Origin of the sequence: Bradyrhizobium canariense, assembly GCF_900105125.1 — a bacterium.
Taxonomy (GTDB): Bacteria; Pseudomonadota; Alphaproteobacteria; order Rhizobiales; family Xanthobacteraceae; genus Bradyrhizobium; species Bradyrhizobium canariense_A.
Genome location: NZ_LT629750.1, coordinates 6,947,025 through 6,962,554 on the forward strand (window position 1 = coordinate 6,947,025; position 15,530 = coordinate 6,962,554).

Below are 15,530 nucleotides of genomic sequence, written 5' to 3' on the forward strand. Positions count from 1 at the left end.
TGCCGGACGCCCTTGAGGTCAGAATTTCACCGCTGGCGCCTGCTCGACTTCGGTGCGGCTGGCGCCAAGGTCGAAGAAATCCTTGTGGGTGAAGCCGAATGTGCCTGCGAACAGCGCGGCGGGCATTTGCTGAATGCCGGTGTTGTATTCCTGGACCGCATTGTTGAAGAAGCGGCGGCTGGCGGCGATCTTGTTCTCGAGGTCCGACAGCTCGTTCGCCAGTTGCTGGAAGTTGGCGTTGGCCTTGAGGTCCGGATACGCCTCCGACAGCGCGATCAGCCGGCCGAGCGCGCCGCTCAACTGGTTCTCCGCGGCGGAAACCTGAGCCGGCCCTTGCGCCGAGATCGCGGCGCTGCGGGCCTTGACGACATCGTCCAGCGTGCCGCGCTCATGCGCGGCATAACCCTTCACGGTCTCGACCAGATTTGGAATCAGGTCATGGCGCTGCTTGAGCTGCACATCGATATCGGCGAAGGCCTGATTGACGCGCTGGCTGAGCGTAACGAGGCGGTTATAGGCGCCAAATGCAAAGAGAACGAGAATGACGATGACGCCGAGAACGATCCAGCCGGTCGACATGGCAAGCAACTCCTGGTGAGGCGAAGATGTGCGATCCTAGATGAAAATGGGCCTGGGCGGCAGGCCCGTTATGAGGAAGGTGTCCACCCCTTGGTCGGTGCAAGCGAGGGTTTAGTTCAAGGCAGTTTGATGGAGCCGGATTAACCTTGATCGGTGATCGCGTCACCCCAACGCCAGCGCCTCGCGCGCGCATAGTCCGCCTTGGCCCTGCGCGGCACTTTTGTGACGACCAGACCCTCCGGTGTACAGAGTTTCGCCGAGATTTCGACCTTGCCGACCGCAGGCTGCGCCAGCACGCGGGCGGAATATGGCGCGACCGGCGCGCGCGTCAGCGCGACATAGCTGAATTTCTCGTCCTCAAAGGGAAGCTCGGCGCCCTTGATTTGCTTGTGCGCCCGCGAGCGGGGCAGTCGCTGGGTGAAATGACACCAGTCGGGTGGTTGAAGCGGGCATCTGCCGTCGTGCGGGCAGGGCGCTACCACATGCGCGCCCAACGCGATCAGCCACTTCCGCAACGCGATGATCCTCGCATAGCCCGCCGGCGTACCGGGTTCGACGACCAGCAGCGTATCGCGGGCTTTGGCCCACATCAGCTCGGCCAGCGTGCTTTGCTCGGCCTCACCGGTTTCACCGATCATGTAGCTCGCCACCACGAGGTCCGCGGCTTCGGCGTTGGCCAGCGCGGCGCGGGCTTCGCCACGCTCATAGGTCATATTGCCAAGGCGCGCGCTGTCGCGGCCGAGGTCGAGTGCCAGCTCGCGCAAGGCGCTGTTGGCGTCGAGCAATGCAAAACGCTTCAGCGACGGCAGGGCTTCGGCGGCGGCCCATGTGGCCGTGCCCGGTCCGGCGCCGACATCGAGCAGGCTTGCCGGCGCGAAGTCCGGCCTGATTTCGCAGAGAGCATTCAGGCTCGCGGTGACAGCGGCATAGGTCGCGGGCATCCGCGCCAGCGCGTAGGCGAGCGCATCGGCCTCGGAGCGGATCGTGACCGAGTTGCCGCCGCCACGGTAGGTCTGCGAGATTAGCGCGGCGCGCCCGGCCGCCTCGTTACGCGACACGCCCTGCAGTTTGGCGTTGAGCGCAATCTTGAGCTCAGTGGGAAGATCGGGTGAGGTCATCGCTTGCCGTCATCCTGAGGTGCGAGCCCTTGCGAGCCTCGAAGGATGACGATTTTGGTCGGGGTCCATCCTTCGGACGCCGCGCTGTAGCGCGGCTCCTCGGGATGACGCAATGGCTCACGCCACGTTCTGATCGAGAATCTTCACCGCGTTTTCGAGATCGACCGAAACCAGCTGTGACACGCCGCGTTCGGCCATGGTGACGCCGAACAGCCGGTTCATCCGCGCCATCGTGATCGGATTATGCGTGATGATGATGAAGCGCGTTTCGGTGGTCGAGGTCATCTCGTGCAACAGATTGCAGAACCGTTCCACGTTGTGATCGTCGAGCGGCGCGTCGACTTCGTCCAGCACGCAGATCGGCGACGGGTTGGTGAGGAACACCGCGAAGATCAGCGCCAGTGCCGTCAGCGCCTGCTCGCCGCCTGACAACAGCGACAGCGTCTGCGGCTTCTTGCCGGGCGGCTTGGCGATGATTTCGAGTCCGGCTTCCAGCGGATCGTCGCTTTCGATCAGGTGCAGCGCGGCCTCGCCGCCGCCGAACAATTCGGTAAACAGCCGCTTGAAATGGCTGTTGACGGTTTCGAACGAGGTCAAAAGGCGTTCGCGTGCCTCGCGGTTGAGGCTCTGGATGCCCTGACGCAGCCGCTTGATGGCTTCCACCAGATCGTCGCGTTCGGTCGTCAGCGCGGTGTGCTGGGCTTCGACCTCGCGTAGTTCTTCCTCGGCGCGGAGATTGACCGCGCCAAGCCGCTCGCGGTCGCGGCGCAGCTTTTCCAGGCTTTCCTCGATTTCCGCCAGCGGCGGCAATTCCGCACCCGGCACGATCTCCGCGAGACCCGCCACGGCCTGCGGCTCGACTTCGAGCATGTCGTGGATTTCGCGCTCGACATCCGCGATGCGGCGCTTGGCACCGTCCATGCGCTCCTCGGCGCGCGCGCAGGCTTCGCGCGCGCTCGACAGCGCTTCGAGGGAGATTTTGGCGGTGCGATCGGTTTCCGCCATTACGTTTTCCGCCGTGGCCAATGCATCGGCGGCAACGCGGCGGGCGTTTTCAGCGGCTTCGATCTCGTTGATCAATGCGCGGCGTTTTTCCGCGAACAATGCCGGCGCATCATCGAGCTCGGCGCGTTCGGCGGTGACCTCGGTGATGCGGGCTTCGATGGTCGCAATCTGCGAGGCCGCGCTTTCCCTGCGGGTTTTCCACTGGTTTTGCTCACCAACAATGGCCTGCAGGCGGCGATCGGCCAGTTCCGCCTCGCGCGCCAGCGCTTGCGCCTCGGCCCGCACCTGCGCGGCAAGACGGCGATGGCCGTCGATATCGGCGCGCACCGCGGCAAGCTTGGTTTCGGTGTCGAGGCTTGGCGGCAATTCAGCCAGCGCCGCGGAGGCGTCTTGATGTCCGCTCTCGGCTTCGGCGCGGTCGGCATTGAGGCGGGTGTGTGCTTCGGTCAATGCCGACTTGCGCGCCGCGTGGCGGTTGATCTCGCGCTCGGTGTTGGCATGGCGTTCGCGCGCGGCGTCGGCTTCGCGTTGCGCGGCGCGCGACGCCTCGCGCGCGGAAGCTTCCGACTCGGACGCGGCCTTCAGTTCGGCGTCGGCGGTTTCCAGGGCCTGACGCTTGGCGGCGGCCTCGATGCGGGCCTGCTCCAGCTCGGTTTCGATGTCGATCAGCCGCGCGCGTTCGGCGAGACGCCGTGCCGCGCCGGTTGGCGCATGCGCCGCGGCGACAAAGCCGTCCCAGCGCCAGACGTCGCCTTCCAGCGATACCAGCCGTTGGCCGGTTTTCAGCTGCGATACCAGCTCCGCGCCACGATCCTTGGCGACCACACCGATCTGCGCGAGCCGACGCGCCAGCTCGGATGGCGCCTCGACATGGGCGGCGAGCGACTCAACGCCCTCGGGCAGCACCGGATCGCCTTCGATGACGCCGGCATTAGTCCAGCGCATCGGTGCTGTCGGGTCGACCGGTGCATCGAGATCGTCGCCCAATGCGGCGCCCAGGGCCTTCTCATATCCCTTGGCGACGGTGACGCCGTCGATGATCGGCGGCCAGAGATTCTTGGTTTCCCCATTGACGAGTTTCGAGATCGTGCGCGCTTCTGTCTCGAGCCGCTGCACGCGCTTGTCGGCTTCGTTGAGCGGCGCGCGGGAAGCCTCCAGCCTGGCGCGGGCGGCGACATGACTTGCCTCGTTGGCTTGCACCGTGATTTCGGACAGCGTGCGATTTTGCTGTGCGGCTTCCATGGCGGCGGCCAGTTCAGCAAGGTCGCCCAGACCGCTGGTGTCCTGCGCCAGCTTCTGCTCGTCGGCTTGAACGTTGGCGATCTCCTGGTCGAGCCGGGCCAGCCGATCGCGATGGGTCCGCACATTGGCTTCAAGTTGATTGCGCTTGGCGCTGAGGTCGGCAAGTGCGGTGGTCAGTTCAGTGAACAAACGCTCGGCGGCGGCGAGCGTCGCTTCAGCCTCGGAGACACGGCCGTCGACGCCGCTGCGCTTTTCGACGCGCGACTTGATCTCGTCTTTCAATTCGGTGTCTTCGACCTCGAGCCGCCGCAGCGCCACTTCGGCGTCAGTCGTCTGCTGCTGCTCGCGGGCGATGTCGGCCGAGAATTGCATCAGCCGGCGGTCGAGTTCGGCAACGCGCTCCTTGGCGCGCTCTTCCTCTCGGTCAAGCGTCTCGCGCGCATTGGTGAGCCGCTGCAATCCGGCCGCCGCCCGGGCTTCAGCCTCGCGCAGCGCCGGCAGTTCGGAAGCGCGGATCGCCTGGATGCGGGCGGCTTCCGCCTGCTCGCGGGTGCGTTCCGCCATGTCGCGGACGCTGAGGTCGTGAACGCGGCCGGCTTCCGCGACGTCGGCATGGGCTTCCAGCCAGCGCAGGTGGAACAGCATGGCCTCGGCCTTGCGCACCTTGGCGGCGACTTCGCGGTAGCGAATCGCCTGCCGTGCCTGCTTCTTCAGGCCTTCGATCTGTCCGGCCAGTTGCCCGACGACGTCTTCGACGCGGGTGAGGTTGGTCTCGGCAGCCTTCAGACGCAGCTCCGCCTCGTGGCGGCGGGCATGCAGGCCGGCGACCCCGGCGGCATCTTCCAGCACGCGGCGGCGCTGTTCGGGTTTGGCTTGAATGATCTCGCCGATCTTGCCCTGGTGGACGAGTGCCGGTGAGCGCGCGCCGGTGGCGGCGTCGGCGAACAATATCTGCACGTCGCGGGCGCGAACGTCGCGGCCATTGATGCGGTAGACCGAGCCGGCTTCGCGCTCGATCCGGCGCGAGATTTCCAGCATCTCCCGATCGTTGACGGCGGCCGGCGCGGTGCGATCGGTGTTGTCGATCGTCATCACCACTTCGGCGTGGTTGCGCGATGGCCGGTTCCCGGAGCCCGCGAAGATCACCGCGTCCATGTCGGCGGCGCGCAGCGATTTGTGCGAGGTCTCGCCCATCGCCCATCGCAGTGCTTCCACCAGATTGGATTTGCCGCAGCCGTTCGGCCCGACCACGCCGGTGAGCCCCGGCTCGATCACGAAGTCGGTGGGTTCAACGAAGGACTTGAAACCGTGAAGGCGAAGACGCGTGAGTTTCATGGGCACATTGCTCTGTTGGCAGGGCGCGAATCTCCCTGCCGGGACAATACCATAGAAGGCAATGTCGGTGTGTGGGCGAGTCGCGTTGCGGCTCTCTTGGCCCGCGACAATGGCGAGGCCGGGCGCCGAGGGCAACCGCCGCCCGGGGCTTTTCCCAAGGCTTTTCTAGAGGCTTTTCTGGAGGCTTTTGCGGGGGTTGACTTGGGTTCCGCGCGCGTTGGCTTAAGAATCAGCTCTTCAGCAGCGATTTGATCTTCTTGTCGAATTCGTCGAACGAGGCCTCACCCTTGATCACATCGCCATTGATGAAGAAGGTCGGCGTCGAGTTCACTTTCAGCACTTCGGAAGCGTATTTCTGATCGGCGGCGATCTTGTCGAGCAGAGCCTGATCCTTGAGGCAATCCTCCACCGCCTGTTGGCTGAGACCCGCCTGCTTGCCGATGCGTGTCAGGGTTTCGGTGGTGTTCTTCATCACCCAGTCGTTTTGCGACCGGAACAGCATGTCGACGACGGCGAAATATTTGCCGGCGTCGTCCTTGGCGATGCAGCGCGCCAGCATCGAACCCGCGGCCGCTTTGATGTCGAGCGGAAATTCGCGGAAGATGTAGCGGATCTTGCCGGTGTCGATATAGGTCGACTTGATCTTCGGAAACACTTCGGCGTTGAAGGCCGCGCAATGCGGACAGGTCATGGAGGCGAATTCGGTGATCGTCACCGAGGCGTTGGCGGGGCCGAGCGCCATGTCCGGCAGCGATACGGGCTTGGCAACGTCTGCAGCGCTTTGCGCCATTGCGTCCGTAATCAGACGCAGCGGCGAGAGACCGGCGAGGGCGGCCAGCCCGGTCAGCGAGAGGGCGGCGGTGAAGGCGCGGCGCGTAATGATCAACGGTTTGCTCCCGGATTTGGCGCGTTCACGCCTAAAGGACCTAAACAAGAGGTCTGTTCGCTAGCTTGAAACCACAATTGTGGCAATGGCGCGCCGCCGTCCTCGTCGCTTGCGGCAGGCTCAATTTCGCTTGATCGATGCGCCGAGCCGGGCCAGTGCCGCCCGCAATTCCTCGTCCTCGACCGCCGAAAGGCTTTCGGCGACTTTCGCGATCGCTTTCGCGTCAGGGGCGCGAGGGGCCGCGGGCCGATCCCGGCGCGACAGCGGGGCCTGCCGCAACGCCAGCCGGCCCACCGCGCTCCATCCGAAGAAGCGGTTCACCCGTTGCAGAATAGTGTCGGAGGCGTGCTGGATTTCGAGCGCCATGGGACCTTCCACCCGCAGAACAAGTGTGGCCGGTTCCTGCGGCTGTCCCTCCACCGGCCGCGGCCACTGGATTTTCAGCGGCTCGGAACATCTGGCGATCTCCGGCCCCGCGATTTCCGACCAGCGCGTCACCAGCTCCCGCGCCGCGAATCCCTGCTTGGCGTAGGCGTCGGAAAACACGTCGCTGAGCAGGACGGAAAGCGGCTTGGCACTGATCGGACCGGGTCTGGACATGGGTTCTTGCAACACCGTCCTGCAACGGCGACACGCTTACGCCGCGCGCGGCCGGATTGTCTTGAGATCGCGATCGATCTCGCGCCTTCGTTGCATCAGATCGTAGTCCATCTGCAAGCCGAGAAAGAAGCCCTCCGACAGCCCAAAATAGCGGGCAAGCCGCAAATCAGTGTCGGCGGTGACATCTCGCTTGCCAAGCACAATTTCATTGATTCGGCGGGGAGCAACATGAACGGCACGCGCCAAAGCATTCTGGCTGAGTTCCATTGGCTTCAGGAATTCTTCAAGGAGGATTTCGCCGGGATGCGGGTTGGTTAGAAGGCCGCTTTTAGTGGTAATCGACGATTTCGACATGTGATGGTCCTCCTTCGTCCCATCTAAAACAGATGCGCCATTGATTGTTGATGCGGATCGAGTGTTGTCCCTGGCGATTCGCTCGCAGTGCTTCAAGGCGATTGCCGGGCGGCACGCGAAGATCGTTCAAGACCCGTGCCTGATTCAGAAGACGAAGCTTTCTTAGAGCAACATTCTGGATGTCGGCCGGTAATTTCCGACTCCGGCGTCCTGACCAGATCAATTCTGATTAGGGATCGACGAAGCCTTGAATCATGATTGACTATAACGCAACGCGTTATGGGCGCAAGCCTGAACCAATCAAGTTTGCTGGTCAGGTCGTGATTCTAATTCTAAAATGAGACGTGCCCCCATCATCAGCAACCAAGAACAAGAACCGAATCCTCCCCGAAGACGGTGGCCGCCCCGCGCTGCTGCTCGATTGGTACGACCGTCATCGCCGCCGGCTGCCGTGGCGTCCGCCGGCGGGTGAGCGCGCCGATCCTTATCGGGTCTGGCTGTCGGAAATCATGCTGCAGCAGACCGGCGTCAAGACGGTCGGACCCTATTTCGAGAAATTCGTCGCGCGATGGCCCGATGTCGATGCGCTGGGCAGCGCGTCGCTGGACGACGTGCTGCGGATGTGGGCCGGGCTCGGCTATTATTCCCGCGCGCGCAATCTGCATGCCTGCGCGGTGGCGGTGCGGCGCGATCATGGCGGCGTGTTTCCGGACATCGAGGAAAGCTTGCGCGCGCTGCCGGGGATCGGGCCGTATACCGCAGCCGCCATCGCTGCGATTGCATTTGGCCGGCGGACCATGCCGGTCGACGGCAACATCGAGCGCGTGGTGTCGCGGCTGTTCGCGGTCGAGGAGCCGCTGCCGCAGGCCAAACCGCTGATCCAACGGCTTGCAGCGACGCTGCTTGGCGCTGGCGATGCGGAGTCACGCGCCGGGGACGTGAAGGCACGCGCCGGCGACGTGAAGTCACGCGCCGGGGATAGTGCGCAGGCGCTGATGGATCTCGGCTCCTCCATCTGCACGCCCAAGAAGCCAGCCTGCGCGCTGTGCCCGCTCAATGAAGATTGCGTGAGCCGCGCGCGCGGCGATCAGGAAACGTTTCCGCGCAAAGCGCCGAAGAAAGCCGGCGAGTTGCGCCGGGGCGCAGCGTTCGTGGTCACGTGCGGCAATGAGTTGCTGGTTCGCACCCGCCCCGAAAAGGGATTGCTCGGCGGCATGACCGAAGTGCCGACCTCCGACTGGCGGGCCGCGCAGGACGACAAGGCATCACTGACGCAGGCGCCTGTTTTGAACGGCGTTGCGCGATGGCACCGCAAGGCCGGCGTTGTGACGCATGTCTTCACGCACTTCCCGCTGGAGCTGGTGGTCTATACCGCAAACATTCCCGCGCGTGGCCGCGCGCCGGAGGGCATGCGCTGGGTGCCGATTGCGACGCTGAAGGACGAAGCGCTGCCGAACGTCATGCGCAAGGTGATCGCGCATGGGCTTGGAGAATAGCTAGCCGTACCTATAGCGTTTTCGAGCGAAGTGGGTACCGGTTCGCGTGAAGAAAACGCGTCAAACAAAAGACTAAAGGCTGTTGCGCGTCGGCATCGTCACGATCGGCGGCTTGGCGTTGAGGCCTTCGACCTGAAAGCCGGCGACGCGCTTGTAGTTGGCGGCGATCTCTTCCAGCTCCTTCTGCGACAACACGTCGGTGACGACGCCGTAACCATCAGGTGCGCGCTCCTCGACCAGTTGCATCACCTGCTCCGGCCCGTTGCGGCGGTTGAGCTTCACAAGATCCGTCGTGGCGGGCCGTCGTTCCGCCTCATAGGCCATCAGCGCAGCGTTGGTTGGGCCGTGTGCCAGGATCTCGCGGGTCAGGACGCGGGCATCGAGGATCGCCTGCGACGCGCCGTTGGACCCGATCGGATACATCGGATGCGCGGCATCGCCCATCAGAGTGACCGGGCCAAATGTCCAGCGATCGATCGGATCGCGATCGACCAGCGGATATTCATAAGCATGCGGGCAATTCCGGATCAGGCCGGGCACGTCGAGCCAGTCGAATTTCCAGTCTTCGAACCACGGCAGAAATTCTTCCAGCCGGGCGGTGCGATTATAATCCTCCCGCCGCCATTGATAGGTCGGCGGCATATGCCGCTCGGCGACCCAATTGATCGAAAACTTGCCGTTGGCGTCGGGCTCCTTGGAGATCGAGTAGCAAACGAATTTCAGGATCTCGTGGCCGGCCATGATCATGGTGCGGCCGGACAGGAACGCATCGCCCTTGGTGATACCGCGCCAGAGGATGCGTCCGTTCCAGATCGGCGGACCTTCCTGCGGATAAAGTTTCTCGCGGATCGCCGAATGAATGCCGTCGGCCGCAATCAGAAGCCGGCCATCGTAGCTGCCTGCGGATTTACCCGTCGCCTTGTCGATGAAGCCGGCGCGGATGCCGCCTGAGGTCTCCGACCAACCGGTCAGGTGATGGCTGGTGAGAATGTTCTCCGACCCCAGCCGTTCGGTTGCGGCATCGAGCAGGATCTGCTGCAGCGTGCCGCGATGGATGGAAAACTGCGGCCATTTGTAGCCGGCCTCGATGCCGCGCGGCTCGCTCCAGATCGGCTTGCCGTGCTTGGAGAAATACGCAAGCTCCTTGGTGCGGACCCCTGAGGCGTCGAGCTTGTGAAGCAGGCCGAGCTCGATCAGCTCGCGCACGGCGTGCGGCAGCACGTTGATGCCGACGCCAAGCGGCTTCAGCTCCGAGACGCTCTCGAACACTTTGGCGGGAATGCCGATCTGGTGCAGGCTGAGCGCCAGTGTCAGCCCGCCGATGCCGCCGCCGGCGATGAGTACCGTCATCCCTGGGATCCCTGTTGCTTTGCAAGCGTCATGGCATGGGCGGCCAAGGCGGGCAACCGCGAAAGCCCGGCGGGGATGGACGGCGGAGAGACACGCCGTTAACGTTCGGCTTTCTCAACGAGGACAGCCATGTTCAAGCTCTACTACGTTCCCGGCACCTGCGCGCTTGCGTCGCATATCGCGTTGGCGGAGGCCGGCGCCCCGTACACGACCGTGAAGCTCGACTTCAAGGCCAACCAGCAGAACAGCCCGGAATATCTCGCGATCAATCCGAAGGGCAGGGTTCCGTCACTGGTGACGGATCGCGGCGTCCTGACCGAGACGCCGGCGATGCTTGCCTTCATCGCCCAGAGTTTTCCGCAGGCGAAACTGGCGCCGCTCGACGACGCTTTCGAATTCGCCAAAGTACAGGCCTTCAACAGCTATCTGTGCTCGACCGTGCATGTCGCGCACGCCCACAAGGGGCGCGGCTACCGCTGGGCGACGGAGGAAAGTACGTTCGCCGACATGAAGCGCATGGTGCCCAAAACCATGGGCGCCAATTTCGCGCTGATCGAGCGCGACATGCTGAAGGGGCCGTGGGTGATGGGCCAGCAGTACACGGTCTGCGACGCCTATCTGTTTACGCTGTCCGGGTGGCTGGAGGGCGACAGCGTCGATCTTGCGACCCTGCCGAAGGTGGCCGACCATCGCAAACGCATGTCGGAACGGCCGGCGGTCCAGAAGGTGATGGCCGAGCAGTAGGGTTAAGCAGCCCTGCGTTTGTCGCGATCCAGTCCGCGTCCCGTTTCCAGAATCAGCTTGCGCAGCCAGATCGAACCGGGGTCCATCTGCGCGCGGGTCGGATAGAACAGGAACTGCTCGTCAATCCCGGGGTCGAGCGGTGGCGTCACCGTCACCAGCGACAATTGCTTCGACAGTGCGGCGATCAGGCGGCGCGGCACGAAGGCGACGAGGTCGGTGCGCGCGGTGACATGCAGCGCCTCGATATAGCCGGGCACGACCAGCGCGATCCGCCGCTCGATGCCCCTGGCGCGCAGCCAGGTATCGATCAGGTCCTCGTTCTGGCCGCGGATGACGACGGCGACATGCCGAGCGCTGACGAACGCCTCGCGCTTTTTCAGTTTGACGCCGGCGGGATGCCCGCGCCGCACCGCGAGCGCATCGCTGTCGGTATAGAGGCGCTGGCGGTGAAATCCGCGGAACGCATCGCCGATCGAGATCACGAGATCGATGGTGCGCGCGAACTCGGCGGTGAAGATCGCGGGCCCCCGCCACGGCACGACGTTGATGGTTACGTTTGGCGCAGCGCGCGTGATCTTCGCCATCAGCGGCGGCATCAATAGTTCGACCGCGAGATCCGGCATCATCAGGCGAAAGTGCCGTTCGCTCCGCGCGGCGTCGAAATCGTCGGGAACGAACAAGGAGCGTACCTGGTCGAGCGCCTGCGCCAGCGGCCCGCGCAAGGCCTGCGCCCGCGGCGTCAGCTCCATCCTTGCGCCGTTGCGCACCAGAAGCGGGTCGCCGATCAGATCGCGCAGCCGCTGCAGCGCATGGCTCGCGGCCGGCTGCGACAGCCCGATCCGCATCCCCGCGCGGCTGACATTGGCTTCCTTGAGCAGGGCGTCGAGCGCGACCAGCAGATTGAGGTCAAGCGAATTCAAATTCATATCATGAATAGATATCATATTCACTATCGATTGGAAGAATGGCGCGCGGCGCGGCAATGCTTGGCGATCAGCCAATCAACGGAGAACAGCCATGAGCGCAGCCGACAACAAGAAACTGATGCAAGAGATTTTCGTTTCCGCGGGAGACCCCGATCCCGCGGCGCGCGACCGTTCGCTGTTCACCGCGAGTCTCGCCGACGACGCGAAATGGATCGTGACCGGGCAGTATTCCTGGTCGCGCATTTTCACCGGCAAGCAATCGATCCTGAACGATTTGCACGGTCATGTCCGTTCGCGGCTGGTCGAGCGGGCGCGCACCCTTGCGCATCGCTTCATCGCGGACGGTGATCATGTCGTGGTCGAGGCCAAGGGCGACAACGTCACCAAAGCGGGGGTCCGTTACGACAACGACTATTGCCTGGTGTTCCGGCTGGAGAACGGGAAGATCAAGGAGGTCAGGGAATATTGCGACTCGATTCTGACCGAGAGGGCGCTGGGACCGTTTCCGCAAGCACAATGAGCCAAGTAAGAAATAAGCAAGAAAAAGGTGGGCACGGCGCAAGGCGCCTTTGCCCACCCTACGATTTCACGGGGACGCGGTGATCAGGCCGCCTTGGTCTTCAGATGGCCGAACATGATGTGCTTGGCTTCGTCGTCCATTTCCGCCTTGAAGGTGAACTTGTCCTTCAGCGCGATCGCCCGCGCCGCGGCCGGACGCGCGGAGACTTCATCGAGCAGCCGCTTTACGTTGGGATATTTTGTAAAAACGTCGTCGCCGAGCACGTATGGCGCCATGCGTGCCCAGCCCCAGAACGCCATGTCCGCGATGGTGTAGGTGTCGCCGACCATGTAGCGGCTCTTGGCGAGATGATCGTCGAGGATCTTGTAATGGCGATGCGCTTCGTACTGATAGCGGTTATGGGCGTATTCGAGATCCTTGGGCGCGGCATGCTTGAAGTGCACGGCTTGCCCGGAATAGGGGCCGAGTCCGGTGGCGATGAACATCAGCCATGACAGCAACTGCGCACGGTTCGCGGGCGTGTTGGCGGGCATGAACTTGCCGGTTTTTTCGCCGAGGTAAAGCAGGATCGCGTTGCTGTCGAAAACGAACACGCCGTTATCGTCGATCGCCGGCACCTTGCCGTTCGGATTCACTTTGAGGAATTCCGGCTTGAACTGATCGCCCTTGCGGGTATCGACCGGCACCAGCTCGCAGGGCAGGCCGGTCTCTTCCAGAAACAGCGCGACCTTGTTCGGGTTCGGTGCGCCATTGAAGTAAAATTTGAGCATCAGAAATCTCCCTTATCTTTGTTGGCCCCGGGAAAATCGGGACGCGGCGGCACGGCCGCGAGCGGCTATGTCCATGCTCAAATTTCGGCGTAAAGCGCAAGCGACGAGTTTGTGAAGGGAGCTGGCCACTCGCACACTGCTGAATTGGCCGGGGCATTCAGCGATGCACAGGCCCGCAACCATGCTTCCGGTCGGCGGTATGGATCCCGGGTCCGCGACTTTGTCGCATCCCGGAACGACGGAGAGATAAAGGTTTGGCCTGGAAGCTCAGCCCGCGGCCATTTCGGAGCGGATTTCGGCGCGCAGCTCGTCGATCAGCTTGAGGCCCTTCTTGGTCTCGACGTGCCAGAAGGTCCAGCCGTTGCAGGCGCCCGCGCCTTGCGCGACCGCGCCGATACGGTGGATCGAGCCGACCTTGTCGCCGAGCATGATGGCGCCGTCGGCACGCACCAGCGCGCCGTGGCGTTTTTTGGAATCGACCAGTTTGGTGCCGGGCGAAATCATGCCGCGCTCGATCAGCTCGGAGAACGCGACCCGCGGCGCCTCGCGCGCGGTCATGAACGGCGCCAGCGTCGCTTCCGGCAGCGGCTCGATGGCGGCGATGCGGGCTTCCGCCGCGGCGGCATACGTTTTGTCGCGCTCGAAGCCGATGTAACGGCGGCCGAGACGCTTGGCCACGGCGCCGGTGGTGCCGGTGCCGTTGAACGGATCGATCACGAGATCGCCGGGTTTTGATGACGACAGCAACACACGCGCCAGCAGGCCTTCCGGCTTCTGGGTCGGGTGCACCTTCTTGCCGTCCTCGCCCTTCAGCCGCTCTTCACCGGTACACAGCGGAATCAGCCAGTCCGAGCGCGCCTGCACGTCCTCGTTGGAGGCCTTCAAGGCCTCGTAGTTGAACGTGTAGCCTTTGGCCTTCTCGTCGCGCGCGGCCCAGATCATGGTCTCGTGGGCGTTGGTGAAGCGGCGGCCGCGAAAATTCGGCATCGGATTAGTCTTGCGCCACACGATGTCGTTGAGAACCCAGAAGCCGAGGTCCTGCATGATGGCGCCGACGCGGAAAATATTGTGGTAGGAACCGATCACCCACAGCGTCGCTGACGGTTTCATGATGCGGCGGCAGGCGAGCAGCCACGCACGCGTGAAATCATCGTAAGCGGCGAAGGATGAAAACTTGTCCCAATCGTTGTTGACGGCGTCGACATGGGACTCGTCGGGACGCTTGAGGTCGCCCTTGAGCTGCAGATTGTACGGCGGATCTGCGAAAACCAGGTCGACCGAGCCGGCCGGAAGCTTCGACATCTCTGCGACGCAATCGCCAATGACGATACGAGTGCTGGAATCGGACTCGAATTTGGTGCGGGGCGCCCTTACAGACGCCCCGCGACGCGACACAACCATGACTCAAATACTCTGACTCAGGCGACGCTGTCGGCGACGCGGGACTAAACAACCGACTGGCGATACATTGACCGGGCAAAGTAAAAATCGACTTAACCGGCAAATTCTTTCACGCTAGGCAATTTTTGCCGGGCGGGTTATTGATTAATGGAATGGAAATTTTACGTTCTCGTCGCGTTGATGCCGAATGAGCGGTTGCAGAACGTTGGAATGAGGGAAAAGCGCCATGCGTTACGATGATTTCCGTCGCAGCGACGACATCGACGACCGTCGCGATGACAGCGGTGGCGGCGGAATGGGTGGCGGCGGCGGTTTTGGTCTTCCGATGGGCGGCGGCGGGCTCGGCATCGGCACCCTCATCGTGCTCGGCCTTGTCAGTTACGCCTTCGGCATCGATCCGCGCATCCTGATCGGCGGCGCGGAAATTCTCAACGGCGGCAGCGGTCAGGCGCCGACCTATCAGACCGATCGCAGGACTTCTTCCAGCAAGACCGGCGCGCCGACCGATGAGATGGGCAGCATGATCGCCGGTATCCTCGGCGAGATCGACGATCGCTGGAGCGAAATCTTCCAGGCCAGCGGGCAATCCTATTCCGGTCCGCGCATCGTTTTGTTTCGCAACGCCACCAATGGCGGGCGCTGCGGCATGGCGCAGTCGGCGATGGGGCCGTTCTACTGCCCGCCCGACAAACAGATTTTTCTCGATACCGGATTTTTCCGCGAGGTCGAGACGCGATTCCACGGCTGCTCGGGCAGCGCCTGCAAGTTCACCGCGGCCTATATCATCGCGCATGAGGCTGGCCATCACATCCAGAACCTGCTCGGTATCCTGCCGCGCGTGACGCGGCTGCAGCAACAGTCCGGCAGCAAGGCGGAATCCAACGCGCTTCAGGTGAAGGTCGAGTTGCAGGCGGATTGCCTGTCGGGCGTCTGGGTCAATCGCGAGGCGAAGAAGCGCCCCAATTTCCTTGAGCCGGGTGATATCGATGCTGCGCTGACCACGGCGTCCGCGATCGGCGACGATACGTTGCAGCGACAAGCCACCGGGCGCGTGGTGCCGGATTCGTTCACGCACGGCTCGGCCGCGCAGAGAAAGCAATGGTTCATGACCGGCTACCAACAGGGCACGGTGCAGGCCTGCAACACGTTCGGCGCCGGAGCGTTGTAATTGATCGGCGTCGTTCCGGCCGTGCGAACCCGGAAT

Annotated in this window: 15 protein-coding genes; 4 read left to right on the forward strand and 11 right to left on the reverse strand. The window is 63.4% G+C overall.

Features of this window, described 5'->3' with window-relative positions; translation table 11 throughout:
- Window positions 1-18: 18 nt before the first annotated feature.
- The 7 genes from BLV09_RS32805 to BLV09_RS32835 all read right to left on the reverse strand — a co-directional run bounded on the left by BLV09_RS32805 (window position 19) and on the right by BLV09_RS32835 (window position 7,342).
- Complete coding sequence (locus BLV09_RS32805; RefSeq protein ID WP_100386340.1) at window positions 19-579, reverse strand: LemA family protein; 561 nt, start codon at window positions 577-579, stop codon at window positions 19-21.
- Window positions 580-719: 140 nt separating this feature from the next.
- Complete coding sequence (locus BLV09_RS32810; protein WP_146690362.1) at window positions 720-1,697, reverse strand: small ribosomal subunit Rsm22 family protein; 978 nt, start codon at window positions 1,695-1,697, stop codon at window positions 720-722.
- A gap of 117 nt (window positions 1,698-1,814) precedes the next feature.
- Window positions 1,815-5,279 carry a chromosome segregation protein SMC gene (gene smc / locus BLV09_RS32815; RefSeq protein ID WP_146690363.1) on the reverse strand — a complete coding sequence of 1,155 codons (3,465 nt, stop codon included), beginning with the start codon at window positions 5,277-5,279 and terminating at the stop codon, window positions 1,815-1,817.
- Window positions 5,280-5,508: 229 nt separating this feature from the next.
- A complete protein-coding gene (locus tag BLV09_RS32820; protein ID WP_100386343.1) occupies window positions 5,509-6,165 on the reverse strand; it encodes a DsbA family protein in 657 nt (218 codons plus the stop codon).
- Window positions 6,166-6,285: 120 nt separating this feature from the next.
- Entirely contained in the window at window positions 6,286-6,765 is a 480-nt protein-coding gene (locus BLV09_RS32825) for a DUF721 domain-containing protein (protein ID WP_146690364.1), read from the reverse strand.
- 36 nt (window positions 6,766-6,801) lie between these two features.
- Entirely contained in the window at window positions 6,802-7,119 is a 318-nt protein-coding gene (locus BLV09_RS32830) for a HigA family addiction module antitoxin (RefSeq protein WP_146690365.1), read from the reverse strand.
- Entirely contained in the window at window positions 7,094-7,342 is a 249-nt protein-coding gene (locus BLV09_RS32835; RefSeq protein WP_244548871.1) for a type II toxin-antitoxin system RelE/ParE family toxin, read from the reverse strand. The genes BLV09_RS32830 and BLV09_RS32835 overlap by 26 nt, the downstream gene beginning before the upstream one ends.
- Window positions 7,343-7,463: 121 nt before the next feature.
- Between BLV09_RS32835 and BLV09_RS32840 the strand changes: the two genes are divergently transcribed.
- Window positions 7,464-8,615 (forward strand): A/G-specific adenine glycosylase, encoded by a 1,152-nt coding sequence (locus BLV09_RS32840; protein WP_146690366.1) that lies wholly within the window; start codon window positions 7,464-7,466, stop codon window positions 8,613-8,615.
- A gap of 72 nt (window positions 8,616-8,687) precedes the next feature.
- Here BLV09_RS32840 and BLV09_RS32845 read toward each other — a convergent pair whose 3' ends face one another.
- The gene (locus BLV09_RS32845) at window positions 8,688-9,965 is read right to left on the reverse strand and encodes a flavin-dependent oxidoreductase (protein WP_146690367.1); all 1,278 of its coding nucleotides are present in this window, start codon (window positions 9,963-9,965) and stop codon (window positions 8,688-8,690) included.
- 129 nt (window positions 9,966-10,094) lie between these two features.
- On the opposite strand from BLV09_RS32845, the gene BLV09_RS32850 reads away from it, so the two are divergent.
- Window positions 10,095-10,709 (forward strand): glutathione S-transferase family protein, encoded by a 615-nt coding sequence (locus BLV09_RS32850; RefSeq protein ID WP_146690368.1) that lies wholly within the window; start codon window positions 10,095-10,097, stop codon window positions 10,707-10,709.
- Window positions 10,710-10,711: 2 nt separating this feature from the next.
- Here the strand turns inward: BLV09_RS32850 and BLV09_RS32855 are convergent, their stop codons facing one another.
- On the reverse strand, window positions 10,712-11,635 hold the full coding sequence (locus tag BLV09_RS32855; RefSeq protein WP_146690369.1) for a LysR family transcriptional regulator: 924 nt from the start codon (window positions 11,633-11,635) through the stop codon (window positions 10,712-10,714).
- A gap of 91 nt (window positions 11,636-11,726) precedes the next feature.
- Between BLV09_RS32855 and BLV09_RS32860 the strand changes: the two genes are divergently transcribed.
- Window positions 11,727-12,155: a nuclear transport factor 2 family protein gene (locus tag BLV09_RS32860; protein WP_146690370.1), complete on the forward strand. Its 429-nt coding sequence runs from the start codon at window positions 11,727-11,729 to the stop codon at window positions 12,153-12,155.
- Window positions 12,156-12,238: 83 nt separating this feature from the next.
- Here the strand turns inward: BLV09_RS32860 and BLV09_RS32865 are convergent, their stop codons facing one another.
- Both BLV09_RS32865 and BLV09_RS32870 read right to left on the reverse strand, forming a co-directional pair.
- A complete protein-coding gene (locus tag BLV09_RS32865) occupies window positions 12,239-12,925 on the reverse strand; it encodes a glutathione S-transferase family protein (RefSeq protein WP_100386351.1) in 687 nt (228 codons plus the stop codon).
- A 267-nt stretch (window positions 12,926-13,192) separates the two neighbouring features.
- Window positions 13,193-14,326, reverse strand: a complete 1,134-nt coding sequence (locus BLV09_RS32870; protein WP_146690371.1) for a site-specific DNA-methyltransferase — start codon at window positions 14,324-14,326, stop codon at window positions 13,193-13,195.
- Window positions 14,327-14,552: 226 nt separating this feature from the next.
- Between BLV09_RS32870 and ypfJ the strand changes: the two genes are divergently transcribed.
- Window positions 14,553-15,494 (forward strand): KPN_02809 family neutral zinc metallopeptidase, encoded by a 942-nt coding sequence (gene ypfJ / locus BLV09_RS32875; RefSeq protein ID WP_100386354.1) that lies wholly within the window; start codon window positions 14,553-14,555, stop codon window positions 15,492-15,494.
- Window positions 15,495-15,530: the final 36 nt, after the last annotated feature.